23 protein-coding genes and 1 tRNA gene are annotated in these 24,733 nt (G+C 65.0%); 16 read left to right on the top strand and 8 right to left on the bottom strand.

Translation table 11 applies throughout. The features are described 5' to 3' along the window. Positions 1–242: 242 nt before the first annotated feature. Complete coding sequence (locus IVB54_RS01095) at positions 243–1,451, top strand: EAL domain-containing response regulator (protein ID WP_026233896.1); 1,209 nt, start codon at positions 243–245, stop codon at positions 1,449–1,451. A 20-nt stretch (positions 1,452–1,471) separates the two neighbouring features. Here IVB54_RS01095 and IVB54_RS01090 read toward each other — a convergent pair whose 3' ends face one another. Next, complete coding sequence (locus IVB54_RS01090; RefSeq protein ID WP_039801040.1) at positions 1,472–2,326, bottom strand: NAD(P)H-dependent oxidoreductase; 855 nt, start codon at positions 2,324–2,326, stop codon at positions 1,472–1,474. Between the two features lie 92 nt (positions 2,327–2,418). Here IVB54_RS01090 and IVB54_RS01085 point away from each other — a divergent pair, with 92 nt between their 5' ends. Further along, on the top strand, positions 2,419–3,354 hold the full coding sequence (locus IVB54_RS01085; protein WP_247777029.1) for a LysR family transcriptional regulator: 936 nt from the start codon (positions 2,419–2,421) through the stop codon (positions 3,352–3,354). Positions 3,355–3,372: 18 nt separating this feature from the next. Here the strand turns inward: IVB54_RS01085 and IVB54_RS01080 are convergent, their stop codons facing one another. From IVB54_RS01080 to IVB54_RS01070, 3 genes are all read right to left on the bottom strand, one after another. Beyond that, on the bottom strand, positions 3,373–4,233 hold the full coding sequence (locus IVB54_RS01080) for a DMT family transporter (RefSeq protein WP_026233895.1): 861 nt from the start codon (positions 4,231–4,233) through the stop codon (positions 3,373–3,375). 248 nt (positions 4,234–4,481) lie between these two features. Continuing rightward, positions 4,482–5,462 carry a tripartite tricarboxylate transporter substrate binding protein gene (locus tag IVB54_RS01075; RefSeq protein WP_247295759.1) on the bottom strand — a complete coding sequence of 327 codons (981 nt, stop codon included), beginning with the start codon at positions 5,460–5,462 and terminating at the stop codon, positions 4,482–4,484. A gap of 100 nt (positions 5,463–5,562) precedes the next feature. Next, a complete protein-coding gene (locus IVB54_RS01070) occupies positions 5,563–7,203 on the bottom strand; it encodes an FAD-dependent oxidoreductase (RefSeq protein WP_247777028.1) in 1,641 nt (546 codons plus the stop codon). Positions 7,204–7,316: 113 nt separating this feature from the next. Here IVB54_RS01070 and IVB54_RS01065 point away from each other — a divergent pair, with 113 nt between their 5' ends. Next, on the top strand, positions 7,317–8,228 hold the full coding sequence (locus IVB54_RS01065) for a LysR family transcriptional regulator (protein ID WP_018459865.1): 912 nt from the start codon (positions 7,317–7,319) through the stop codon (positions 8,226–8,228). A gap of 45 nt (positions 8,229–8,273) precedes the next feature. Here the strand turns inward: IVB54_RS01065 and IVB54_RS01060 are convergent. Both IVB54_RS01060 and IVB54_RS01055 read right to left on the bottom strand, forming a co-directional pair. After that, a tRNA-Ser gene (locus tag IVB54_RS01060) sits at positions 8,274–8,363 on the bottom strand. 419 nt (positions 8,364–8,782) lie between these two features. Next, complete coding sequence (locus IVB54_RS01055) at positions 8,783–9,922, bottom strand: ROK family protein (protein WP_018459864.1); 1,140 nt, start codon at positions 9,920–9,922, stop codon at positions 8,783–8,785. A gap of 332 nt (positions 9,923–10,254) precedes the next feature. Here IVB54_RS01055 and rplU point away from each other — a divergent pair, with 332 nt between their 5' ends. From rplU to IVB54_RS01040, 3 genes are all read left to right on the top strand, one after another. Next, positions 10,255–10,647 carry a 50S ribosomal protein L21 gene (gene rplU, locus IVB54_RS01050; protein ID WP_007604396.1) on the top strand — a complete coding sequence of 131 codons (393 nt, stop codon included), beginning with the start codon at positions 10,255–10,257 and terminating at the stop codon, positions 10,645–10,647. A 97-nt stretch (positions 10,648–10,744) separates the two neighbouring features. Continuing rightward, complete coding sequence (gene rpmA, locus IVB54_RS01045) at positions 10,745–11,014, top strand: 50S ribosomal protein L27 (protein ID WP_018459863.1); 270 nt, start codon at positions 10,745–10,747, stop codon at positions 11,012–11,014. 153 nt (positions 11,015–11,167) lie between these two features. Next, positions 11,168–11,761, top strand: coding sequence for a GNAT family N-acetyltransferase (locus IVB54_RS01040; protein ID WP_018459862.1), 594 nt, complete (start codon positions 11,168–11,170; stop codon positions 11,759–11,761). A 67-nt stretch (positions 11,762–11,828) separates the two neighbouring features. Here IVB54_RS01040 and IVB54_RS01035 read toward each other — a convergent pair whose 3' ends face one another. After that, a complete protein-coding gene (locus tag IVB54_RS01035) occupies positions 11,829–12,743 on the bottom strand; it encodes a DMT family transporter (protein WP_018459861.1) in 915 nt (304 codons plus the stop codon). Positions 12,744–12,870: 127 nt separating this feature from the next. Between IVB54_RS01035 and IVB54_RS01030 the strand changes: the two genes are divergently transcribed. The 3 genes from IVB54_RS01030 to IVB54_RS01020 all read left to right on the top strand — a co-directional run bounded on the left by IVB54_RS01030 (position 12,871) and on the right by IVB54_RS01020 (position 16,244). Continuing rightward, positions 12,871–13,353 (top strand): MaoC family dehydratase, encoded by a 483-nt coding sequence (locus tag IVB54_RS01030; protein WP_018459860.1) that lies wholly within the window; start codon positions 12,871–12,873, stop codon positions 13,351–13,353. Positions 13,354–13,437: 84 nt separating this feature from the next. Further along, complete coding sequence (gene obgE / locus IVB54_RS01025) at positions 13,438–14,478, top strand: GTPase ObgE (protein WP_018459859.1); 1,041 nt, start codon at positions 13,438–13,440, stop codon at positions 14,476–14,478. Positions 14,479–14,609: 131 nt separating this feature from the next. Beyond that, positions 14,610–16,244: an alkaline phosphatase family protein gene (locus IVB54_RS01020; protein WP_018459858.1), complete on the top strand. Its 1,635-nt coding sequence runs from the start codon at positions 14,610–14,612 to the stop codon at positions 16,242–16,244. Between the two features lie 137 nt (positions 16,245–16,381). Here IVB54_RS01020 and IVB54_RS01015 read toward each other — a convergent pair whose 3' ends face one another. Continuing rightward, entirely contained in the window at positions 16,382–17,347 is a 966-nt protein-coding gene (locus tag IVB54_RS01015) for a Bug family tripartite tricarboxylate transporter substrate binding protein (protein ID WP_018459857.1), read from the bottom strand. A gap of 195 nt (positions 17,348–17,542) precedes the next feature. Between IVB54_RS01015 and proB the strand changes: the two genes are divergently transcribed. From proB to IVB54_RS00980, 7 genes are all read left to right on the top strand, one after another. Further along, entirely contained in the window at positions 17,543–18,664 is a 1,122-nt protein-coding gene (proB, locus tag IVB54_RS01010) for a glutamate 5-kinase (protein ID WP_018459856.1), read from the top strand. Positions 18,665–18,851: 187 nt separating this feature from the next. Further along, complete coding sequence (locus IVB54_RS01005; RefSeq protein ID WP_018459855.1) at positions 18,852–20,147, top strand: glutamate-5-semialdehyde dehydrogenase; 1,296 nt, start codon at positions 18,852–18,854, stop codon at positions 20,145–20,147. Between the two features lie 20 nt (positions 20,148–20,167). Beyond that, positions 20,168–20,812, top strand: a complete 645-nt coding sequence (locus tag IVB54_RS01000) for a nicotinate-nucleotide adenylyltransferase (RefSeq protein ID WP_026233892.1) — start codon at positions 20,168–20,170, stop codon at positions 20,810–20,812. A gap of 238 nt (positions 20,813–21,050) precedes the next feature. After that, positions 21,051–21,407, top strand: coding sequence for a ribosome silencing factor (gene rsfS / locus IVB54_RS00995; RefSeq protein ID WP_007598906.1), 357 nt, complete (start codon positions 21,051–21,053; stop codon positions 21,405–21,407). 96 nt (positions 21,408–21,503) lie between these two features. Continuing rightward, complete coding sequence (gene rlmH, locus IVB54_RS00990) at positions 21,504–21,986, top strand: 23S rRNA (pseudouridine(1915)-N(3))-methyltransferase RlmH (RefSeq protein ID WP_018459852.1); 483 nt, start codon at positions 21,504–21,506, stop codon at positions 21,984–21,986. 33 nt (positions 21,987–22,019) lie between these two features. Next, positions 22,020–23,351, top strand: coding sequence for a peptidoglycan DD-metalloendopeptidase family protein (locus IVB54_RS00985; protein ID WP_018459851.1), 1,332 nt, complete (start codon positions 22,020–22,022; stop codon positions 23,349–23,351). Then, positions 23,348–24,703, top strand: a complete 1,356-nt coding sequence (locus tag IVB54_RS00980) for a S41 family peptidase (protein ID WP_018459850.1) — start codon at positions 23,348–23,350, stop codon at positions 24,701–24,703. Before IVB54_RS00985 ends, IVB54_RS00980 begins: the two co-directional genes overlap by 4 nt. Positions 24,704–24,733: the final 30 nt, after the last annotated feature.

Below are 24,733 nucleotides of genomic sequence, written 5' to 3'. Positions count from 1 at the left end.
TCCAATTGCAGGACAGCGCGCGTACATGCAGCCGCACTGCACGTCGCGAGATCTCCAGTGATTGTCGCAACCCTGCGCCCGGCGCGCGGGTAGACGTAAAAACTTCCCGACCGAGATCCAGATAATTTTAGACGTGATGGGCGCTTTAACGTTACTCAGATAATTCGACAATCGACTGAAGCCTTCCATATTTGAAACTGCTCACGTCGCTAACACACCGGCACGGAACGGGAGTGCTTGCGATGAACGACGAAATTGTAGAACTCGCCGAACGAAGGCCGAAAACCTTCGGACGGCGAAAGGTGAAGCCGCGCGCCTGCGTGGCCGACGGCAAGCGCCATCTTCGCGCGTTTCTCGCGGAAGTGCTGGAGGATCTCGGCTTCGTCACCACCGAATGCGCCAGTGCCGAGGAGCTGCAGAGCGTGCTGACAAGCGAATTGCCCGACCTGATCCTGCTCGGCATCGCCGCCGACGGCATCGAGCCCGGCAAATTTTTGGAGACGCTGGTGCGCGAGGCCTTCGACGGCAGGGTTCTGACTGTGGGCGCCCGCGAGTCGATCATCGTCAGGGCCGTGCAGCAGGTCGGCGAGGAATACGGCCTCAAGATGCTGCCGCCGCTGACGACGCCGTTTGCCGCGGAGACGCTGCGCGACCGTGTCGCGATGCTGTTGCCCGAGGAGCCGGCGCCGAGCCCCGCCGTGCACGTCGGCGAGGCCCTGCACGCCGGCTGGCTCGAGCTCTGGTACCAACCCAAGATCGACGCGCGCACGCTGATTCGCAATAGCGCCGAGGCGCTGGTGCGGATGCGGCATCCGACCTGGGGCGTGGTGCCGCCCGCCTATTTCATCCCCGAAGAGCACGACCCGAATATGCGCGACCTCTCCGAATTCGTGATCGAGCGCGCCATGCAGGACTGGCACTATCTACTGGAGCAGCAGAGCCCGGTCGATCTCGCGATCAATTTGCCGGCGTCCTATCTGAAGGAGCCGCAAGCCGTGCGTGATCTCTGCCGGCGCATGCCGACGCATCCGGCGTTCGGCGGGCTGACGATCGAAATCGACAGCGAGGAGGCGATCCGCGATCTCGATCTCCTGGCCGAGGTCGCCCGCGAACTGCGTCTGCACAATATCGGCCTGTCGGTCGACAATCTCGGCGCCAACTGGCCGTCGCTGATGGACCTTGGAAAAATTCCCTTCATCAAGCTGAAGGCCGACCGGCACTTCGTCACCGGCAGCGGCACTGATCGCCTCAAGCGCACGGTGTGCCGCCACATCGTCGAGCTTTCGCATGGCTATGGCGTGCGCGCCATCGCCGAGGGCGTCGAGAGCCGCGCCGACCTCGTCGCCGCCAACGAGCTCGGCTTCGACCTCGTGCAGGGTTTTCTGTTCGGCAAGCCGATGCCGCTGAAGAAGTTTGCGCGGAGCACGCTGACGCGGACGGTGATGGGGTGAGTCCTTGCGCGAGCGGCGGATTACGCTGTTGCCGCGCACCCCTCAGCCGTCGAGTGCACGGAGCTCGTTTCACCCATTGGGCTGCGTGCCTCGACCTGTTCGACGTGAAGCGCGAAGCTGGTCGCGCCGGAATGCTCGAGTCCTGCGCGGAGCCGCATGCTCGGAATCAGGTAATCGCCGCCATTCTGGCGCCGGTAGGGAATCGGGGATGTCGTCGCAAGCGTTCGCATCCTCTCGCGCAAACGTTCGGCAGTCGCTTGGAAACCCGCTTCGTCCAGTTTGTCGGCCTTGTAGACGACGAACGGCGGAAGCACGTCATAGCCGGGATAATAGAGGATGCCGTGATTGATCGGGAACAGCAGGTCGTCGATCGGCCCGTTGATCCCGCGCGCCGAATAATGCTCCTGCCAGCCGCCGGCGGTCACGATCAGCATCGCGCGTTTGCCCGCCAGCCTGCCTTCGCCGTAACGGTCGCCCCACCGCTTGTCGCTGTGCTCGCCGACGCCATAGGCGAAACCGTAGGCGAACACGCGGTCGACCCAGCCCTTGAGGATGGCCGGCATGCTGAACCACCATAGCGGGAATTGCAGGATCAGGACGTCCGCCCACAGCAGCTTCTCGATCTCGGCCTTGACGTCCGCGGTGAGTGTACCCGACTCGAACGCCTGCTTGGAGGCGGCGGCCGGCGCCAGCCGCCCGTCCGGCGGCAGCAGCGGAAAATCGGCGCGGCCGACCTCGGATGTCCATCCCTGCGCGTAAAGGTCTGACACCCGCACCTCGTGTCCCTCAGCCTCGAGTTCTCTGACGGCAACGTCGCGGAGCGAGCCATTGAGGGAGCGCGGCTCGGGGTGAGCGAAGAGGATCAACACTTTCATGATCAGCACCTTGGTTGACGATTGCGAGCAGCAGGTAGCGCCTCCGACTGCAATCCGGTAGTTGTCGCCGATGGATAGGATCATGCCGAAATATGGATAAATCGGACGTGACGCTCGAACGCATGCGCAGCTTCGTGCGGGTCGCCGAGCGCGGAAGCCTGTCCGCGGTCGCGCGCGAGCTTGGTCTCGGCCAATCGACAGTGACGCGGCACCTTCGGGAACTGGAGCAGGCCGTCGGCGTGCCGCTGCTCACGCGGACCACGCGCAGCGTGACGATGACCGAGGAGGGGCGCCGCTATTACGCCGACTGCGTGCAGATCCTGCGCCTGGTCGAACTCGCCGGCGACGAGGCGCGCAGCACGCGCGGCGCGCCTGCCGGAACGGTGCGCGTCTCCTGCACCGCCGCCTTCGGCGTGCTCCACGTCAGCCGTCTGGTTTTCGCGTTCCAGGACCGCTATCCGGACGTGGCGGTGGATCTCAGCCTGACCGACGAGCGGATCGACCTCGTGCGGGAAGGTGTCGATATCGCTTTGCGTCTGGGGCCGCTCCCCGACAGCTCGATGAAGCTCAGGCTGCTTGGTCGGTCGCGGCGGGTGCTTGTGGCCGCACCGGACTATCTGGCGTCGCGCGGCAGGCCCGCGCGCCCGCAAGACCTCGCCAGCCACGAGGGTGTCAGGATGTCGAACATCGCCGGCAGCGACGTGCTCGTGCTGCACGGGCGCCGCGGCGGCCGTCATGTGGTCCCCTTCGCAGGGCGGCTGCGGGTGGATCACGGGCTTGCCGCACGCGAGGCGCTCGCGGCCGGTCGTGGCATTGCGCCGGCGCATCTTTGGCTCGTCGACGACCTGCTTGCCTCCGGCCAACTCGAGCGCGTGCTTGAAGACTACGCGCCGCCGTCCGTTCCGCTCAACATGCTGATCGTGCCGGAGCGGTCCGGCATCGCGCGGGTACGGCTGCTGGTCGATTTTCTTGCCGAGGGAATCGCACAGCTGCCGGGGATTGAAAAGCCGCAACCGGGCAAGAGGTAAGGCCGCATCAATTCGGCCTCAGGCAAACCGCCGTGCGAAGAAGACGCAGGCGACCACCAGCGCGGTCGCGACGATCATGCTCCAGGCCACAGGTTCGTGCAGGAGCAGGCCTGCAAGCGCAAGGCCGAAGAACGGCTGGAGCTGCTGCAACTGGCCGACGCGGGCGATGCCGCCGATCGCAAGCCCGCGGTACCAGAAGATGAAACCGACGAACATGCTGAAGACCGAGACGTAGGCGAGCCCGATCCAGGCGGGCACACCGACGCCGCTCCATGTCGACGGCCAGGTTAGAATCGCGACCGGCACCATCAGCGGCAGCGACAGCAGCAGCGCCCAGGAGATCACCTGCCAGCCGCCGAGCCGGCGCGACAGCGCGGCGCCTTCGGCATAGCCGAGCCCGCACAGCACGATCGCCGCGACCATCAGGAGATCGCCGGTGAGCGATGCGGTGCCGTCGTTGGACAGCGCAAAGCCGGCGACAGTGGCGCTGCCCAGAATTGCAAAGAGCCAGAACATCGGCTGCGGCCGCTCGCCGCCGCGCAGCACGCCGAAGATCGCGGTCGACAGCGGCAAGAGCCCGATGAAGACGATCGAATGCGCCGAGGTGATGTGCTGGAGCGCAAGCGCCGTCAGCAAGGGAAAGCCGACCACGACGCCGATGGCGACGATCGCGAGCGAGACGAGATCCTTGCGCTGCGGCCGCGCCTGACGGAGCAGGCCGAGCACGGCCACACCGATCAGCGCCGCGATGACCGCGCGCGCCGAGGTCAGGAACAGCGCGGAAAACCCGCCGACCGCCACGCGGGTCGCCGGCAGCGATGCGCTGAAGATGATGACGCCAAGAAGCCCGTTGCCCAAGCCGCTGCCGGAAGAGTGCATGCCCATCTCGCCTTGTCGGTGGTGATCCGAACTGGCGAGGCCAGCCGGTGTCGCGACGATTACCTGTAAGCCTCCCAAGGCCCAACAACAAAAAGCGCGAAAACAACCCCATGCACAGTAGCCGGAGCTGCAAGATCAATGACTTACGCCGGGGCGGAATCGTGTTTCTAGACCGCGATCGTGATGCGGCGGGCGCTGAAGGCGAGCCGGGGATGATTGCCGACGAGCAGCAGGGCTGCGTGGGACACTTAATTCGCCTTGATGCCCGCTTCACTGATCAGCTTGCCCCATTTCGAGCTTTCGCTTTGGATGAAGCGGCTGAACTCCTCCGGCGAGGTCGGTGCAGGCTCTGCGCCAAGCGTCCGGATCTTCTCGACCACCGATGGATCCTTCAGGGCCTTTCCGAAGGCTTCGTTCAACCGGCCGACGATATCGGCTGGCGTGCCGGCCGGAGCAACCAGCCCGAACCAGCCAACGGATTCGAAACCCGCAATACCGCTCTCGGCGAGTGTCGGCACATCAGGCAAGGACGACAGACGCTGCGCAGACGACACACCGATGGCGTTGAGCTTACCTTCGAGGATCAGTTGCCTCGATGCGGGGATATCCAGTACCGCGAAGGGGACATGGCCTGCGAGAACATCGACCGTCGCCGGCGCGGTCCCGCGATAGGGGACCAGCTCCATGGCGATCCCGGTCTTCTGCGTGAACAGTGCCGCGGTCAAGTGCATGGCGGTCGAATTGCCGCCATGCCCGATCGACAACGCGCCCGGCTTGGCCTTGGCGAGCGCGATCGATTCCGCGACCGTATGCGCCGGCACGTTCGCTGACGCAACCAGCACGAAGGGAATTTTCGCGAGCAGGGTGATCGGCGCAAGATCCTTCGGATCGAACGGCATCGACGAATTGAGATGCGGATTGACCGTCAGGCTGCCTGCCGGCGCAATGCCGAGCGTATAGCCGTCAGGCTTGCCCTGCGCGACCGCGGCCATGCCGATGTTGCCTCCAGCACCCGCGCGGTTCTCGATCACGAGACCCTGTTTGAGCTCGGCAGTGACCAGCGGTTCGAGCGCGCGGATGACGGTATCGGCGCTGCCGCCGGGCGGAAAGGTCACGATGATCTTGATCAATTGCTCGGGATAGACCGCTCGGACCGCCTCCAGCGGCAGCACGGCGAAACTCGCGGCCGTCAGCACGGCCAAAATGCGGCGGCTTGCAACGTGAAACACGTTTCCCTCCTGGTGCGAGTCTTTTTTTGTTTTGTGAACCACGACTTTGTAAATCACCTGCCGGCGGACTTCGCCGCGAGACCGTCCGCTTCAAATCGCCTTACGCCGAAGCGCCGGTGATGCGCGTCAGCAAGCCTTGTGGGTCCGCTGGCGCGGCCTGCCCGCGCCAGGCGATGTGCTGATCGGGCCGCGCCAGCACCAGCTTCTCGGCATACGCGCCGTTCGCTTCGTCCGGCGCAATGTCGAGCAGCGCGAGCGGAATGCCGCGCTGCTCTGCGGCAGACTTCAATGGCGCTACATCGATCGCCGGATCGAACCGCAGCAAAGTGTAGCCGACGCCGAAGGCATCGTAGAGCGATCGCCCGTCCCGCAGAAACAGGTGCGGCGCGCGAGCGCCCGGCACGGTGGAGGGGGTGAAGCTGCCCATCGCGTAAGCGGGCGGCGTCTCGCCGTCATAGGCGATGATCGGCGAGGCATCGTAATAGTAGCCGAAGTTCAATCCGGCACAGCAATATTGCTGCACGTTGAGATCGTAGGCCGCCCTGGCCAGCGCTGCGCGCGCGGCGTGGCCGCGCGGCGTGTCGTCCTCGATCTCCGCGGAGACTCCACCACGCTGCGCCATCATCTTCATCGCATGGTCCATGGCAAAGCGCGACACCTGTTCGGTGATGGGCTGACGCTCCGCCTCGTAGGCATCCAGGATCGAAGCCGGCGCCCACCCGTTCAGATGCGCCGCCACCTGCCAGCACAGGTCGACGGCGTCCGCAATCCCCGCATTCATGCCGTAGCCCGCATACGGCATCCACAGATGCGCGGCGTCGCCGCAGATGAAGACTCTGCGGTCGCGGAAGCGATCGGCGACAAGCCGGCGGCCGACCCAGTCCTCCTTGCTGAGGACGCGGTATTCGAAGCGCTCGTCGACGCCGAGAATGGCGCGGATCGCCCAGTCCCGATCGACCGAATCAAATTCGGGCTCGTCTGGCTTCAGGTGATTATGGATCAGCCAGCGGTCCTGACCGTCGATCGCCACCGTCGTGCCTGAGCGTCGCGGGTTGAGCGAGAGCACCATCCAGGCCGGCTTGTGCGCGCCCATCCGCTCCTTGAGCTGCGGCGCTTCGATGAAGGTCGATTGCACGCGCTGGATCACCGGCGTGCCGGACAGGTTGGCGCCGATCGATCTGCGAACCAGGGAACGGCTGCCATCGCAACCGATCACAAAGGAAGCCTCGATGCGGAGCGAGCTTCCGCTGTCGAGGTCGCGCGCCAATGCGACCACATGGTCGTCATTCTGCTCGATGTCCGTGATTTCCGTGCGCGCCAGAATGGTGATGCGCGACTGAGCGGCGGCATGGCTGAACAGGATCGGCTCGAGATAGACTTGGTTGATCCGGTGCGGCGGCTCCGGCGTCGGCCACCAGGTGTCGGGGCCGCCGGTGGCGCTGTAGCGGCGTGCGCGCGAGGGAATGTCGATGCGGCACAGCTCGATGCCGGTCGCCGTGGTCCGGTAGGAGCAGTCGTTCGGGAAATCTGCGGGCAGGCCTGCGTCGCGCAGCTTTGCGGCGACGCCGAGCCGGCGGAAGATCTCCATCGAACGCGCCGAGACGTGATTGCATTTGACGCTGGGCGGATCGCCGGCATGGCGGATCTCCGCGACCACGACGTCGATCCCACGGGAAGCCAGATCCATCGCCGCGGTCAATCCGACGGGCCCGGCGCCCACCACCAGCACCTGTGTCCTCATGTTCGTTTCCAATCCCTTGGCGATCGCCGCTTCACCGACCACGGCATGCATTTTATTGCATGCTCGCTTATGTGATAAGCCGGAAAGAACTCATCAATTCATGAGCTTTGCCTATGAACGTCACCTTACGGCAATTGCAGGCCTTCACCGGCGTGTACCGTACGCGCAGCATCACGCGGGCTGCGCGCGAGCTGGGGATCACGCAATCGGCGGCGAGCCTGTTGATCCAACAGCTCGAAGCGCAGCTCGGCGTCAAACTGTTCGATCGCTCCACTCGTTCGGTGCAGCCGACGCGGGCCGCTGACGAGGCAGTTCATGCCGCCGAACGGATGCTGGGCGATGCGCTGGGCCTGTCGCGGCGCATGCGTGACCTCGCGCAGGCGCGCGCCGGCCGAGTCGCGTTTCTCGCCTCAGCCGGTACCGCATCGGCACTGCTGCCCTCGGTGCTGGCAAAATTCCGGGCAGGCTATCCCGACATCGAAATCGACATGCGCGACGTCGCCGCCGACGATCTCGTTCCACGTCTGATCGCGACGGATGCGGAGTTCGCGATCGGCAGCGTCGAGGGAGAATTCGCGGAGCTGACGATCGAGACGCTGACCCGCGGCCGCCTGAGCGCCATCGGCCGGCGCACCCCCGACTTCGCGGCACGGCGCTCACTGACATGGGACGAATTGGATCAGATGCCGACGATCGCGATGCGGCGCGAGACGCGGATACGCATGCAGATCGATCAGGCGCTGGGGAGCCAGGGCAAGCACCTCAACCCGACCTATGAAGTGACGCTGATCAACACCGCGCTCGCCATGACGGCGCAGGGCCTCGGCCTTGCTATCCTTCCTGCGACGATGCTGCCGGCCGATCAATTTCCAACTCTGATCGCAAAGCCGCTGATACGCCCTGCCATCACCCGCCCGGTGTCGCTGCTGCAGCGCCAGGGTCGGACGCTGTCGCCGGCCGCGCAGGCGTTCGTGGCGACGGCGCGGACGGTGCTGGCGGAGCGAGAGCCGGCAAGATCAGACTGATCTGCCGAGCTTTCTGGAAAGCCGTTTTATTGTGGCGGATGATGTTGGCGGAGAGGGAGGGATTCGAACCCCCGATAGGCTTGCACCTATGCCGCATTTCGAGTGCGGTGCATTCGACCACTCTGCCACCTCTCCTGAAGGCGCCAAGTAAGGAGCATGGCCCCTGTGGTTCGGGCGTTAATAGGCGAGGATGGCGGGCCAGACAAGGCTTGCGAGGGCGAAAATCGGGCCGGTTTTCCGGCTGGACCCACGATGTCACGGTGATGATCGGGGGCGATCGCGGATTTCGGCGGCGGTTTGCGCGGGAATGGGCCTGAGCCGTTCGCCACTGACCCGGCGCGAGCCCGATGCGGCACGTCGGTGCCGAATCACTGGTACCCGCAAAAGGCGGGGTGGGACCGCCAGACGCGGTAAACACTGGCGGTCCCGGTGCCGCTCATTGAAATACTGGCTGGGAAGGGCGGCTTCGCCGGCCAGGTGAGGCGACGGTTTCGACCGTAGCGTGCGGGCGGTGCACCGCAACGCAATCCGGTCCTTAACCTAACCAGTCAAGGTTACTCCTTGTCGGACTTGGCCTTTTTCTTCCCGTTCTCCGTAGAATCGCGGTCTTTGTCTTTGTCCTTGCCGTTGTCCTTGCGGCGGTTGGTGAAGCGGGCATTGCCGAGGCCGGTGCCGATGGTGAGCACGCCCCAGCGATCGACGTCCTGCATGAACGGCACCTCGGAGAGGCCCTGAACCACGCCGTCATTGTGCATCAGGATCGCGGTGTCGTGCTCGCCGATCTGCGGAATGCCCTCGAGCAGGCTCGCCGGCAGGTTGAACTTGCTGCTCTCCCAATTGCCCGGCAGGTTCTGTGCGCCTTTCTCGATGGAGCCGTCCGCGTTGATCACGCCGGGACAGGCGATGCCGATGAACGGCGCCAGCTTGTAGCCTTCCTTCTCGGCCTCGGTGATCAGCCCCTTCAGCATCTTCGTCAGCCGCTTCACCGCGCCTTCGCGCGTCGGCTCGTCGTCGGCATGACGCCACAGCTCGGACTTCACGACCTTGGCTTTCGACAGGTCTTTTGCCTTTTTCCAGCTGGTCTCAACCAGGCCGCAGCGGATGTTGGTGCCGCCGATATCGACGGCGAGGATGCTGTCATGGGCCTCGAAGATCCACGACGGCGCCAAATGCAGCGCGCCGATCAGGCCGGCCTCGTCGGGATGATGGCGGATCGGCAGCATGTCGATCTTGAAGCCCTCGGCGATGAGGATAATCTCGGTGCGCGCGATCGCGAGCTCGCCGAGCCGGGAATCGCGAAAACCGCCGCCGACCACGATGCGCTCGGTCTTGGCCCAGGCCTTGGACTTGAGGAAGCGGCGGGTGACGTAAGCGAGCTCCTGGGCGAAGTCCTCGATGGCGCTATGCACCACCGCCCAGGCCTCGGTGTCGTCGCCGACCAGGATGGCGTCCAGCGTCTTCTTGCTGATCTCGTCCGACGGCTCCTTGCCGAACGGGTCCTCGCCGGACTTGCGCAGCGGCTTGCGCCAGCGCTCGAGGATCTCGCGGAACGCGCCCTTGCTGGCGCGGTCGCCGATGAAGCCATCCTCGTCCTTCATCTCGATGTTGAAGCTGTCGATATCCACCGACGGCAGCCGCTCCGCGCCGTGATGAGCGATGCCCGTCGTCGTCTTGACCAGCTCGTCTGTTGCCATGGTAAGCCCCTTGCCCGTGTGACTGAATTCGCCGGGACAACGGCGGGGGAACCTGTTGGTTGCGGCGCGGTCCGAAATTCGCCTGCGGGCCGGATCGGGCCCAAATGCTTCAAATCCGGCCGTTTTCGCCGGCTTTTCCTTGACTCCGGGGGATCAGCGGCTATAAATCCCGCAACCGGCGCGGGGCGTTTCTCGCGCCGCTTGTTTTTACGTGGGTTTTCAAAGGGATAACTCCCGCCCGCACAAAACTCGCATAAACCCATAACGACTGACAAAAAGCCGGCCCCGACAATATGTCGCGAGGCCGGGAATGAACACGAAGGAAAACAACGATGTTCGCAGTCATCAAAACCGGCGGCCGGCAGTACCGCGTCGTTCCGGATGATGTCCTGGAAGTAGGCAAGATCGAAGGCGAAGTCGGCTCGATCGTGCAGCTCAATGAAGTTCTCCTGGTCGGCGGCGACACGCCGATCCTGGGTCTGCCCACGGTCGCCGGCGCGTCCGTTGCGGTCGAGGTGCTCGACCACAAGCGCGGTCCCAAGGTCATCGCTTTCAAGAAGCGCCGCCGCAAGAATTCGCGCCGCAAGCGCGGCTATCGCGACGAGATCACCGTGCTGCGCATCTCGGAGATCCTGACGGACGGCGCCAAGCCCACCAAGGGGCCGCGTCCGAAGCGGGAGAAGGTCGCCAAGCCAGAGACCACGACCGAAGAGGCCGCCGCATAATTTGATCACGCGCCGTCACGAAGTGATGCGTGAGAAATTGTGAAATGATTCCGTCAAGGAATTGATCTAGAAATACGTAGAATTTCGGAGACGAGCCATGGCTCACAAAAAAGCAGGCGGTTCATCGCGCAACGGTCGCGATTCCAAGGGCAAGCGCCTCGGTATCAAGGCGTTCGGCGGGGAAGTTGTGATTCCCGGCAACATCATTGCGCGTCAGCGCGGCACCACCTGGCATCCCGGCCTTAATGTCGGCATGGGCACGGACCACACCTTGTTCGCCAAGATCGAGGGCCGCGTAACGTTCCAGGCCAAAGCCAACGGCCGCACCTTCATCTCGGTGCTCCCGCTCGCAGAGGCGGCTGAATAGACGGTGGATCAAATTTGGAGTCCGCCGGGTCCCAGACCGAACCGGCGGAGTCCTTGAGATCACAGATCGAAGGCTCCAGGGGAGGCGGGAAACCGGCCTCCCCTTTCGTTTGCGTGCTCACTTTTCACTTTAGTGACTTCGACGGAGCCGGACATGTTGCAGGATTTTTCGAGCGTGACCTTGCGGGAGGCGAGACCCAGCGTCGTCGCCACCGAGCGGCTGACCTTGCGGCGGCCGACCCTCGCCGATGTCAGGACCATCGCCCTCCTCGCCAACGACCGTCGCGTCGCCGAAAACACAAGGCGCCTCCCGCATCCCTATTCGCAGGACGACGCCATCGCCTTCATCCGCGCCAGCGCCCTGCCCGGCAGCGAGACGGTGTTCCTGATCGAGCATGACAGCGGCCCCATCGGCATGGTCGGCATCGACCGCTCGACGCCCGACAACGCCGAGCTCGGCTATTGGCTCGGCGTCGAGCATTGGGGCCGGGGCTTTGCCACCGAGGCCGCACGCGGCGCGATCGACTTCTTCTTCGAGGAGTTCGAGGACGATCATCTCTATGCAGGCGCGCGCGTCACCAACCCGGCCTCGCGCAACGTGCTGGAGAAGTGCGGCTTCCAGTGGAGCGGCGTCCAGCTGCATCGCTTCCTGGCGCTGGGCTCGTCCACGCCCGTCGACTGCTTCCGTCTCTCGCGCGGCGTGTGGGCGTCGCTGAAGAGCTGGAGCAGCGCGCGAAGGGTGAGGTAGGGCGGAGGCGGCTCAAACTGTCGTCCTGGTGAAAGCCAGGACGACGCTCGAATTTATTCCGCTGTAATCACGCTGGCGGATTCACATCCGCGTCCCTGCGTCCGAGATCGCGCTCACGCAGATAAATATAGAACCCGGCGGCGATGATGATGGCGGCGCCGACGATGGTGGCGATTTCGGGCACGTCGCCGAACACGACGAAGCCGAAGATCACCGCCCAGACGATCATCGAATATTGATAGGGCACGACGACGCTGGCCGGCGCGAGCTTGAGCGAGCGGTTGACGCAGAACAGCGCCGTGACCGAGACGCATCCCGCCAGCGCGAAGATCACGAGGCTGCCCGATGTCGGCGGCACCCAGTGGAACGCCGACAGCACAGCGCCCAGCAAGAACGTGCCGACGAATTGCGACGACGCCATCACGATATCGGGCGTCTTGCGCAGGCTGCGCGTGATCAACATCAGCGTTGCGAAAGAAAGACTGCCGCCAAGCGCGATCAGCGCCGGCAGGCTCACCGTCTGTGCCGAGGGCCGCAGCGCGATCAGGACGCCGCAGAAGCCGATCAGGATCGCCGTCCAGCGCCGCCAGCCGACCTTCTCGCCGAGAAAGATCGCCGACATCGCGGTGACGAAAATGGGCCCGGCGAGATAATAGGTGATGACGTCGGCGAGCGGCAGGTAGACCGTCGCAAGGAAGAAGGCCGCCACTTCCAGCGTCGACAGCACGACGCGAAAGAGCTGGAGACCCGGCCGCTCCAGATGCAGGAACTGGTGACGCTGCCGCCAGACCAACGGCGACAGCAGCAGCAGCGCCGCGCAGGCGCGCAGGAACAGCAGCTGCCCCACCGAATAAGTCCCGACCAGGAACTTGCCCATGGCATCGCCAAACGAGAACATGAAGATCGACAGCACCATGAGCGCAATCCCGGCAAGGCGCGCCGAGCGTTCGTCATAGGCCGATAGATTCTTGAACAGGGGCATCGAGCGCCGTTGTAATGACGCAGGCCGTCACGACAAGCCCGCGTTGGACGAATTGAACGGATTGTCGCACTCTCCGCGTCGCGGTAGCGACAGGTGTCTCACAAGAGAGCCAGGAAAGAGCTTAGCCATGACCGACTTCGACCCGGCCCGGCATCGCATGATCCCCGCGCAACGCTGGTTTGAGGATTTCGTGGTCGGCGAGCGCTTCGTGCTGCCGAGCCGCACGCAGACGACGGCGGTGTTCGCGGCGTTCCAGACCGCGAGCGGCGACACGCATCCGGTGCATTACGACGTGGAGTATTGCCGCAGCCGCGGCATGCCGCATCTGCTCGCCCACGGTTTCCAGACGCTGATCCACACCGCGCCCGGCGCCGGCCTGTTTCCGTTCATGGTCGAGGACTCCCTGGTCGGCTTCCTCGAGCAATCCAGCCGGTTCCTCAAACCTGTCTTCGCCGACGACACAATCTATCCCGCGCTCGAGGTCACCGAGCTGGTGCCGGGACGCTCGACCGGCGTGGTGACGCTCAAAAGCACCGTGTTCAACCAGCGCAAGGAGCTGGTGCTGGAGGGCACGCAGAAATTCCTGATCCGGCGCCGGCCAGCTGGTTAAGCAAGGCCACAAATCGCCGGGTTTCGGCCGATTTGCGGGTCCATCCGGGTTGCCGCGCGGGACCGGCTGGCCTACCTATGGCCCATGAAATTCCTAGACGAAGCAAAGGTCTATATCCGCTCCGGCGACGGCGGAAACGGCTGCGTGGCGTTCCGCCGCGAAAAATTCATTGAATTCGGCGGCCCCTCCGGCGGCAATGGTGGCCGCGGCGGCAATGTCATCATCGAGGTCGCCGACGGGCTGAACACGCTGATCGACTATCGCTACCAGCAGCACTTCAAGGCCCAGAAGGGCGAGAACGGCTCGGGCTCGGACCGCCACGGCGCCAATGGCAAGTCGATCGTGCTGAAGGTCCCCATCGGCACGCAGATCTTCGATGAAGATCGCGAGACCATGATCCACGATTTCACCACTGTCGGCGAAAAGTTCGTGCTGGCCGAGGGCGGCAATGGCGGCTTCGGCAACGCGCATTTCAAGACCTCGACCAATCGCGCGCCGCGCAATGCCAATCCCGGCCAGCCCGGGGAGGAGCGCTGGATCTGGCTGCGGTTGAAGCTGATCGCGGATGCCGGCCTCGTCGGCCTGCCCAATGCCGGCAAATCGACCTTCCTTGCCAAGGTCAGCGCGGCCAAGCCGAAGATCGCCGACTATCCCTTCACCACGCTGCATCCGCAGCTCGGCGTCGTGAATGCCGACGGTCGCGAATTCGTGTTGGCGGACATCCCCGGCCTGATCGAAGGCGCGCATGAAGGCGTCGGTCTCGGCGACCGCTTCCTCGCCCATGTCGAGCGCTGCCGCGTGCTGCTGCATCTCATCGATGCGACCTGCGAGCACGCCGGCAAGGCCTACAAGACGGTGCGAACGGAGCTGGACGCCTATGCCGGGCAGCTCACCGACAAGATCGAGATCGTCGCGCTGAACAAGATCGACGCGATCGAGCCGGACGAGTTGAAGAAGCAGAAGGAGCGGCTGAAGCGCGCCGCCAAGAAGACGCCGCTGCTGCTCTCCGCCGTCACCGGTGACGGCGTGCAGGAAGCGTTGCGCTCTCTTGCGGATGTGATCGGCGAGAGCCCGGTGTCTGCGAAAGCGAAGAGCGCGGCCGAAGCGGAGCCGTGGTCGGTTTGATTTTTCGTCGTCCCGGCGAAGGCCGGGACGACGCTGGAGTGTACGGCCGCAGACGCGTGCATCGCTGATAGCTTGTCTTCGCGCCCTCGATAGCGCAGCATCCCACAATCAAGAAACGGCAGGGATCACGCATGGCGCGCGCGAAGAACGTTCTCTGGATCATGTGCGACCAGCTTCGCTATGACTATCTCGGCTGCACCGGCCATCCCACGCTGAAGACACCGAACATCGACGCCATGGCGAAGCGCGGCGTGCTCTTCAGCAAGGCCTATGTGCAGTCGCCGATCTGCGGCCCCTCGCGGATGTCGTTCTACACCGGGCGCTACATGCGCTCGCACGGCTCGCACTGGAACGGCTGGCCGTTGCGGGTCGGCGAGCCCACCCTCGGCGATCACCTCAAGAAGCTCGGCGTGCGCTACGTGCTGGTCGGCAAGACCCACATGGCGCCCGATCTCGAAGGCATGAAGGCGCTCGGCATCCCGCCGGAATCGATGATCGGCGTGCACGTCGCCGAATGCGGGTTTGAGCCCTATGAGCGTGACGACGGCCTGCATCCCACGGGGCGGCCGCGTCCGAAATACGACGAATATCTGCGCCAGCAGGGCTTTGATGCGCCCAATCCCTGGGAGCATTGGGCCAATTCAGGCGCGGCCGAGGACGGCTCGCTCCAGAACGGCTGGCTGCTCGTGCATGCCGACAAGGCCGCGCGCGTGCCGGACGAGCATTCCGAGACGCCCTACATGACGCGACGCGCCATGGATTTCATCGGCGAGGCCGAGACCGACGGCAGGCCGTGGTGCCTGCATCTGTCCTACATCAAGCCGCACTGGCCCTACATCGCGCCCGAACCCTACGCCAGCATGTATTCGACATCGGACATGATCCCGGTGATCCGCTCCGAGCGCGAGCGGCAGAACCCGCATCCGGTGTTCGGCGCCTATATGGACATGCGCTACTCCCGCAACATGGCGCGCGACGATGCCCGCGAGAAGGTGATCCCGACCTATATGGGCCTGATCACCCAGATCGACGCCCAGATGGGCGTGCTGATGAAGTTCCTGGAGGAGCGCGACCTGCTGGACACCACCATGATCGTGTTCACCTCCGATCACGGCGACTATCTCGGCGATCACTGGATGGGCGAGAAGGATCTGTTCCACGAGCAGTCGGCGAAGATCCCGCTCATCATCATCGATCCCTCGAAGGAGGCGGATGCGACGCGTGGCACGCGCAACGATGCGCTGGTCGAAGCCATCGATCTCGCGCCGACCTTCGTCGACTATTTCGGCGGCAAGGTGCCGGGCCATATCCTCGAGGGACGCTCGCTGCTGCCGCTGCTGCGCGGCGAGAGTCCGCCGGATTGGCGCAAGGTGGCGTTCTCCGAATACGACTATGTCATGCAGGACGTGCGGCTGAAGCTGAATCAGCCGATCGAACGCTGTCGCCTGTTCATGGTGTTCGACGGCCGCTGGAAATACATCCACGCCTCAGGCTTCCTCCCGATGCTGTACGACCTCGAAACCGATCCGGAAGAGTTTCTGGATCGCGGCGACGATCCCGAGTGCGCCGGCGTCATCGCTCGACTGCAGGCCGAGCTGTTCGACTGGGCGCTGCATCCCAACGACCACATCACGACGCCGCGCGAGAAAATCGCCGCCTATGCCGACAACCAGCTCCAGGTGAAGGGCGGGATTTTGATCGGTGTTTGGGACGAAGCGGAGCTGGCGTCGATCAAGGACGGGATCGCGCAGCGCGCGAAGCTGTGAGTGAGCGGAAAGAGCCTCTCTCAGCTCGTCATGCCCGGGCTTGACCCGGGCATCCACGTCTTGCGTTAGGTGGCGGTGCACGTGGATGGCCGGGACAAGCCCGGCCATGACGGCGGAGAGCGGAGCGCAAACAGAAACTAATTCTCGATCTTGTACCCCGTCGCCTTCACGACCGGCTGCCAGAACGCGGTGTTGGCGGCGAGCTCCTTGGTCAGACCTTCCGCGCTGCTGCCCACCGGGATCAGACCGATCGCGGTGAGCTTCTCCTTCACCTCGGGCTTGGCGAGCGCGGCGCTTGCGGCCGCGCCGAGCTTGCTTGCGAATTCCGGCGAGCTGCCGGCGGGAAGCCACATGCCGTACCAGGCGTCGGCGACGAGATCGATGCCGCTCTCTTTCAAGGTCGGCACCTCTGAGGCAAAGGGCGAACGTTCCGCGCTGCTCACCGCGATGATCTTCACGCCCTTGGCGCGATGCTGCGCAAGCGCGTCGGCCAGCGTGGTGATCCCGAACGGAACATGGCCGCCGACGAGGTCGTTGAGGATAGCTGCGCTGCCGCGATAGGGCACGCGGCTCAAGGGAATGCCGAGGTCCTTCTCCAGCTTCGAGCCCATGAAATGCGGAATGGTGCCGCTGCTGGGTACGCCGAACGAGGTCCTGTCCGGATGTGCCTTCAGCCAGGCCGCGAACGACTTGAAATCCACAGCGTCGACCGCCGGGCTGATCACCAGCGCAAATTCAAAGCGCGCCAGCAGCGAGACCGGGACGAAATCCTTTGCAGCATCGAAGCTCGGAATCGTCTCGACCATCGGCAGCAGGTACATCGTGGGTCCGGTCGTCACCAGCACCATGCTGCCGTCGGGGCTTCCCCCCTTCACCGCCTTGATGCCGATCAGGCCGTCACCGCCGGTGCGGTTCTCGACCACGATGGTCCGCTGCAGTGCCGGCGCCATCTCCTGCGCGATCAGCCGGCACAGCGTGTCGCCGCCCGCGCCGGCCGCGAACGGGAAGATGATCTTGGTGAGCCCAGCCTGTGCGCGCGTCGCTCCCACCTGCGCCAGCAGCGGCAGGCTCAGACACCGGACCATGAATTTGCGGCGATCCATGGGTTTCCTCCACCGTTATGGTTGGCAGCATGAGAGCCGGACGGCCGCCCGGGGCAACCCGGCGTTCATCCTTTAGCATGCCGGCGCCTTGCGCGGGCCATCGTCCTGCTGCAAAAGCAGGGCCTCATCGGCGCCGCTCTCGCTCCGCCGTGTCCGATGCAGAGCAATCCGTCACACGCGCCAGCACTTGCACACATGGCCAGCCCCGAACTCAGTCAATTCCGCCGCATCGTCGTCAAGGTCGGCTCCGCGCTGCTGGTCGATTCCGACAAGGGCGAGGTGCGCGCGTCCTGGCTTGCCGCGCTCGCCGACGACATGGCCAAGCTGCATCGCGAGGGGCGTGACGTGCTCGTCGTCTCCTCCGGCTCGATCGCGCTCGGCCGCAGCCGCCTGAAATTGCCGCGCGGCCCGCTGAAGCTGGAGGAGAGTCAGGCAGCCGCCGCCGTCGGTCAGATCGCGCTCGCCCGCATCTGGTCGGAGGTGCTTGGCGCCCACGGCATCGGCGCCGGCCAGATCCTGGTGACGCTGCAGGACACCGAGGAGCGCCGCCGCTATCTCAACGCGCGCTCCACTATCGGCAAGCTGCTGGAGTGGCGCGCGATCCCCGTGATCAACGAGAACGACACGGTCGCCACCAACGAGATCCGCTACGGCGACAACGACCGCCTCGCCGCGCGCGTCGCCACCATGGCCAGCGCCGACCTGCTGGTGCTGCTGTCCGACATCGACGGGCTCTACGACGCCCCGCCGAAGAACAACCCGAACGCCAGGCTCATTCCCGTCGTCGACAGCATCTCCTCCGAGATCGAGGCTGTGGCAGGCGACGCCGAGTCCGAGCTGTCGCGCGGCGGCATGCGCACCAAGGTCGAAGCTGCCAAGATCGCGACCACCGGCGGCACGCATATGCTGATCGCCTCGGGCAAGATCGAGCATCCGTTGCAGGCGATCGCCGATGGCGGCCGCTGCACCTGGTTCCTGACGCCGGCCAATCCCATCACCTCGCGAAAACGCTGGATCGCGGGCTCGCTTGAGCCGAAGGGTACGCTGACGATCGACGCCGGCGCGGTCGCGGCCCTGCGCGCCGGCGCCAGCCTGCTGCCGGCCGGCGTGATCAAGGTCGAGGGCCAGTTCGCCCGCGGCGACGCCGTGATCGTGCGCGGCCCCGACACCAGCGAGGTCGGCCGCGGCCTGATCGCCTACGACGCCGACGATGCCGAGCGGATCAAGGGCCGCTCCTCCCCGGATGTCATGGCCATCCTCGGCATCAGCGGGCGGTCCGAGATGATCCACCGGGATGATCTGGTGGTGGGCGGGTAGCCGCTAGGGCATCCGAGTAGGCGCCGGCCGAGGCGTGGATGGCCGGTCAAGCCCGGCCATGACGCCGGAGCTGGGCCATTGATCGAGCTGCCGTCCGGCACGTGAAGCCCTGCCATACCCTGCCGACCCTTCGCAAAAGCGGGATTTCCGTGCTAGGACACTGCCTTAGCAGAAGGTTGAAACTCCCATGGCCGCCCCCCTCAAAGCCGTCGACGGCAATGCCGATCTTCAGGCGCTGATGACCGATCTCGGTACCCGTGCCCGCGCTGCCGCGCGCGTGCTGGCGCTGGCGCCGCCGGAGCAGAAGAACCGGGCGCTCGAGGCCATGGCGCGGGCGATCCGCAACAATGCCGCCGCGATCCTCGCCGCCAATGCCGAGGACGTCACCGAGGCCCGCGCCTCCGGCAACGCCACCTCGTCCTTCATCGACCGCCTGACGCTGACGCCGGCGCGGGTGGAGGGCATGGCCGAGGGCATCGGCATCGTGCGCGGCATTGCCGATCCCGTCGGCATCGTCACCGAGAGCTGGCAACGGCCGAACGGCATGACCATCGAGCGCGTGCGCGTGCCGCTCGGCGTCGTCGGCGTGATCTTCGAGAGCCGGCCGAACGTTGCGGCGGACGCCGGTGTGCTGTGCCTGAAGTCGGGCAATGCCGTGATCCTCCGCGGCGGCTCCGACAGTTTCCGCTCCTGCCGCGCGATCCATGACTGCCTGGTGCAGGGCCTGCGCGAAGCGGGCCTTCCCGAGGCTGCCATCACGCTGGTGCCGACGCGCGACCGCGCGGCGGTAGGCCAGATGCTGTCGGGATTGAATGGCGCCATCGACGTGATCGTGCCGCGCGGAGGCAAGAGCCTCGTCGCGCGCGTCGAGCAGGAAGCGCGCGTGCCGGTGTTCGCGCATCTCGAAGGCGTCAACCACATTTACGTCGACGGCAGCGCCGACCTCGCCATGGCGAAATCGATCGTGCTCAACGCCAAGATGCGCCGCACCGGCGTCTGCGGCGCCGCCGAGACGCTGCTGGTCGATCGCGCCGCAGCCGGTAAAAACCTCAAGCCGCTGGTTGAGATGCTAATCGAGGCCGGCTGCGAAGTGCGTGGCGACGACGCCGTGCAAAAGATCGATGCGCGCGTCAAACCCGCGAGCGCGGACGATTGGGACACCGAATATCTCGATGCGATCATCGCAGCGAAGGTGGTGAACGGCGTCGACGGCGCGATCGCGCATATCCAAAATCACGGTTCGCACCATACCGATGCGATCGTGAGCGCCGACGAGACCGCTGCGAAAAAATTCCTGAGTGAGGTCGATTCCGCGATCGTGCTGCACAACGCCTCGACGCAGTTCGCCGACGGCGGCGAGTTCGGCTTCGGTGCCGAGATCGGCATTGCCACCGGCAGATTCCACGCCCGCGGCCCGGTTGGCGCCGAGCAGCTGACGAGCTTCAAATATCGCGTTCACGGCACCGGGCAGACGCGGCCGTAGACGACGCAGGGCGCGGGGCATTGAGCAACAATTTCGTCGCGCCACGTTTCTTCGCGCAGGCCATACCGACCCATACCTCGGGCATGCGCATCGGCCTGCTCGGCGGCTCGTTCAACCCGCCGCACCAGGCCCATCGCGCGATCAGCCAGTTCGCGCTGAAACGACTCCAGCTCGATCGCGTGTGGTGGCTGGTGACGCCAGGCAATCCGCTGAAGGAGAACGGCGCGCTGCATGAGCTCGGCGCGCGCATGCAGGCGGCGCGCGAAATGGCCGACGATCCCAGGATCGAGGTGAGCTGTCTCGAATCCGTCATTCGCACGCGCTATACCATCGATACGATCAACACCTTGCGCCGCCGCCTCTCGGGCTTGCGCTTTGTCTGGATCATGGGCGCCGACAACCTCGCTCAATTCCATCGTTGGCAGCACTGGCGGCGCATCGCCGACCAGGTGCCGATCGCGGTCATCGACCGTCCGCCGCAGAGTTTTCGCGCCCTCGCCTCTCCCGCCGCCCAGGCGCTCAGGCGCTATCGGATGCCGGAGAATGAGGCCGCCTTGCTCGCGGACCGGCCCGCGCCAGCCTGGGTGTTCCTGACCGGAATGAAGCTGAATCTCTCGTCGACCGGCTTACGGAACCCGGACGGAAGCTGGAAAGGTACGAAGTGAGTCAGATTGTGCGAACGCCATGCGGTCTTCGGGCTCTCTGGCATATTGAAACCCTTAACCCCACATGATGTAGTGTAACCAGTGGGCGCCGGATTCGGCGTTCGCGATACAGTGAAAGGAATGGTCCCTGACCACATCTGTATTGTCCAAGACAGCCTCACCCAAGACGGCTTCACCGAAGTCTGTTTTACCCAAGGTTGCCAAGCCGACGCGTAAAACATCGACCAAAGCTGCGGCCTTGAAGGCGCAACCCGACGCCGACAAGACGCTGAGCCTGATCCTCTCCCGCCTCGACGACATGAAGGCGGAAGAGACTGTGACCATCGACCTTCGCGGCAAATCGGCCTACTCCGACTACATGATCGTCACCACCGGCCGGGTGAACCGGCACGTCGGCGCGATCGCGGAGAACGTCGCCAAAGGCCTCAAGGAAAACGGCATCAAGAACATCCACGTCGAGGGCTTGCCCAATTGCGACTGGGTGCTGATCGATTCCGGCGATGTGATCGTGCACGTGTTCAGACCCGAGGTCCGCGAGTTCTACAGTCTCGAGAGATTGTACACGCAGGGCCCAGGGGCGGCGAAGGCGATCTGAGAGGCTGCTGGCCGATTTCGAATCGGCTGACGCGCATGCTAGCGTCGTGCGCGCGCAGATCGCGCGCGGTCCAGAAAACGCGACCCTGAACATATCATGCGCATAGCCGTCATTGCGGTGGGCCGGCTGAAGCAGGGCCCCGAACGGGAGCTTGCCGAGCGCTATTTCGAGCGGTTCGACGAGGCCGGCCGCAAGCTCGGATTCCGCGAGCTCGCCATCCACGAATTGCCCGAAAGCCGCGCGCGCGATACGGCGACGCGGATGGCCGAAGAGGCCGCGGCGATCTCCGCCCATATTCCCGAAAAGTCGGTGCTGGTGGCGCTGGACGAGCGCGGCCAGAATCTGGATTCGACCGTATTCGCACGGCATCTCGGGCGCTGGCGCGACGAGGGTGCCGGTCATACTATCTTCATGATCGGAGGGGCGGACGGACTTTCGCCCGAATTGCGCCGTAAGGCCAAGCTCGTGATCGCGTTCGGCTCTGCGACCTGGCCGCATCAAATGGTCCGCGTCATGCTTCTGGAACAGCTTTATCGGGCCGCCACCATTCTGGCGGGCCACCCCTATCACCGCGCGTGATCCGCGCCACAACGAGCACCTTTGCTTAAAGCGATGCGAGCGCCGATTTTCAACCTGCTGCTGATCGCCGGCGTTGCCGGCGCAAGCCTCGCGCAAGCTCAGACGCCTGCACCGCAGACTGCGGCCGTAGCGCCCGATGCGATCAAGCAGCGCGAGCAGGAGCTCGAAGCCGCGCGCGCCAGCAAGAAGAGCGCTGAGGAAGCGCAGGCCAAGCTCAAGGCCGAGATCACCTCGCTCGGCCAGGACCGCACCCAGCTCAATCAACAGTTGATCGACACCGCCGCCAATGTGCGCACCGTCGAGACCAAGATCGACGAGGCCGAAGCGCGGCTGCGATCGCTGAACGGCCGCGAACAGGCGATGCGCAGCTCGCTCGATTCACGCCGCGCCGACATCGTCGAGGTGCTGGCGGCCTTGCAGCGCGCCGGAAGGCGGACGCCGCCGGCACTTCTGGTACGGCCCGAGGATGCCCTGCAATCGCTGCGCACGGCGATGCTGCTCGGTGCCGTGGTGCCGGAGTTGCGCGGCCGTGCCGAGAAGATCGCGGGCGAGCTCGGCGAGCTCGTGGCCTTGCGCAAGACCATCGCGACCGAGCGCGACCAGCTTGCCTCCGACCGCGACAAGGTGCGCAACGACCAGACCCGGCTCGCGGCTCTGGTCGACGAACGGCAGCGTCAGCAGGCGTCGCGCGAAAAGGACCTCGACGCCGAGAACGCGCGCGCCGTTGCGCTCTCAAGACAGGTCGGCGATCTCCAGGGGCTGATCGCCAAGATGGAGCAGGATCTGCAAAGCGCCGCCAAGGCGGCCGAGAAAGCAGCTGAGGCCGCCAAGCAGGCCGAGGCCAAGGCGGCTGCAAACGCGGCCGCCAGCGCCAAGACCGGCCCCGGCACATTCAAGGATCGTTCCCGCACCACCCCTGCGATGGCCTTCGCCGCGGCCAAGGGCCTCCTGCCTCTGCCGGTTAACGGTAACAAGATCAGGGATTTCGGCGGTTCGGACGGGCTCGGCGGGGTCCAGAAGGGCATTTCGCTGGCGACGCGGCCCGGCTCCCAGGTCACGACGCCGTGTGATGGCTGGGTGGTCTATGCCGGCCCGTTCCGCAGCTATGGACAACTCTTGATCCTCAATGCCGGGGGCGGGTATCATGTGCTGATCGCCGGGATGGAGCGCATTTCGGTCAACATCGGACAATTCGTGCTCACGGGGGAGCCTGTCGCGACCATGGGGTCGACCTCTCAAGTCGCCTCCATTCTCGCCACGAACGCGAGTCAACCTGTGCTCTATGTCGAGTTCCGCAAAGACGGCACTCCAATCGATCCAGGCCCATGGTGGGCCGCAAATGAAGGCGAGAAGGTTCGCGGATGATGCGCAAGACTTCAGTTATCCTCCTCAGCGCGGCCACCGGTGCGGCGCTGACGCTGTTCGTGACGCAACCGCGCGCGGTCTTCATGGGCTCCAGCGCGCGAGCCGCCACTGCGGACACCTATCGCCAGCTCAATTTGTTCGGCGACGTGTTCGAGCGCGTGCGCTCGGACTATGTCGAGAAGCCCGACGACACCAAGCTGATCGAATCCGCGATCAGCGGCATGCTTACCGGTCTCGATCCGCATTCGAGCTACATGGACGCCAAGAGCTTCCGCGACATGCAGGTGCAGACCCGCGGTGAGTTCGGCGGCCTCGGCATCGAAGTCACGATGGAAGACGGCCTGATCAAGGTGGTCTCGCCGATCGACGACACCCCGGCCTCGCGCGCCGGTGTCATGGCCAACGACATCATCACCAATCTCGACGACGAGGCGGTGCAGGGCCTGACCCTGAACCAGGCGGTCGAGAAGATGCGCGGCCCGGTCAACACCAAGATCAAGCTGAAGATCATCCGCAAGGGCCAGGACAATCCGATCGACGTCACGCTGGTGCGCGACAACATCCGCGTCCGTTCGGTGCGCGCCCGCGTCGAGGCCGACGACATCGCCTATATCCGCATCACCACCTTCAACGAGCAAACCACCGAAGGCCTGAAGCGCGAGGTCGCCAACCTCTCGAATCAGATCGGCGACAAGCTGAAGGGCTACGTCATCGACCTCCGCAACAACCCGGGCGGCCTGCTCGAGGAAGCGGTCACCGTCTCCGACTCCTTCCTGGAGAAGGGCGAGATCGTCTCGACCCGCGGCCGCAATGCCGAGGAGACCCAGCGCCGTACCGCGCATACGGGCGACCTCACCAAGGGCAAGCCGGTCATCGTGCTGGTCAACGGCGGCTCGGCTTCGGCGTCGGAGATCGTCGCCGGCGCGCTGCAGGACCACAAGCGTGCGACCATCGTCGGCACACGCTCGTTCGGCAAGGGCTCGGTGCAGACCATCATTCCGCTCGGCTCCGGCAACGGCGCGCTGCGTCTGACCACGGCGCGCTATTACACGCCGTCGGGCAAGTCGATCCAGGCCAAGGGCATCGTGCCCGACATCGAAGTGCTGCAGGACGTGCCGGACGAGCTGAAGTCGCGTACCGACACCAAGGGCGAAGCTTCGCTGCGCGGCCATCTCAAGAACGACGGCGACGAGAAGACCGGCTCGCAGTCCTACGTTCCGCCGGACGCCAAGGACGACAAGGCGCTCAAGCTCGCCGACGATCTGCTCCACGGCATCAAGAACAGCGCGTCCGCGGCGCCCACGCCGGGCGGCGACAAGGCCACGACCGACAAGCCCAAAGCGGCGAACTAGGTCGGCGCATCGCGATCTGACGAAAAGGGC

The organism is Bradyrhizobium sp. CW1 (assembly GCF_023100665.1).
Classification (GTDB): domain Bacteria; phylum Pseudomonadota; class Alphaproteobacteria; order Rhizobiales; family Xanthobacteraceae; genus Bradyrhizobium; species Bradyrhizobium canariense_D.
The sequence above is the reverse complement of the archived record's forward strand: the minus strand, read 5'-3'. Positions and strand labels throughout refer to the sequence as shown.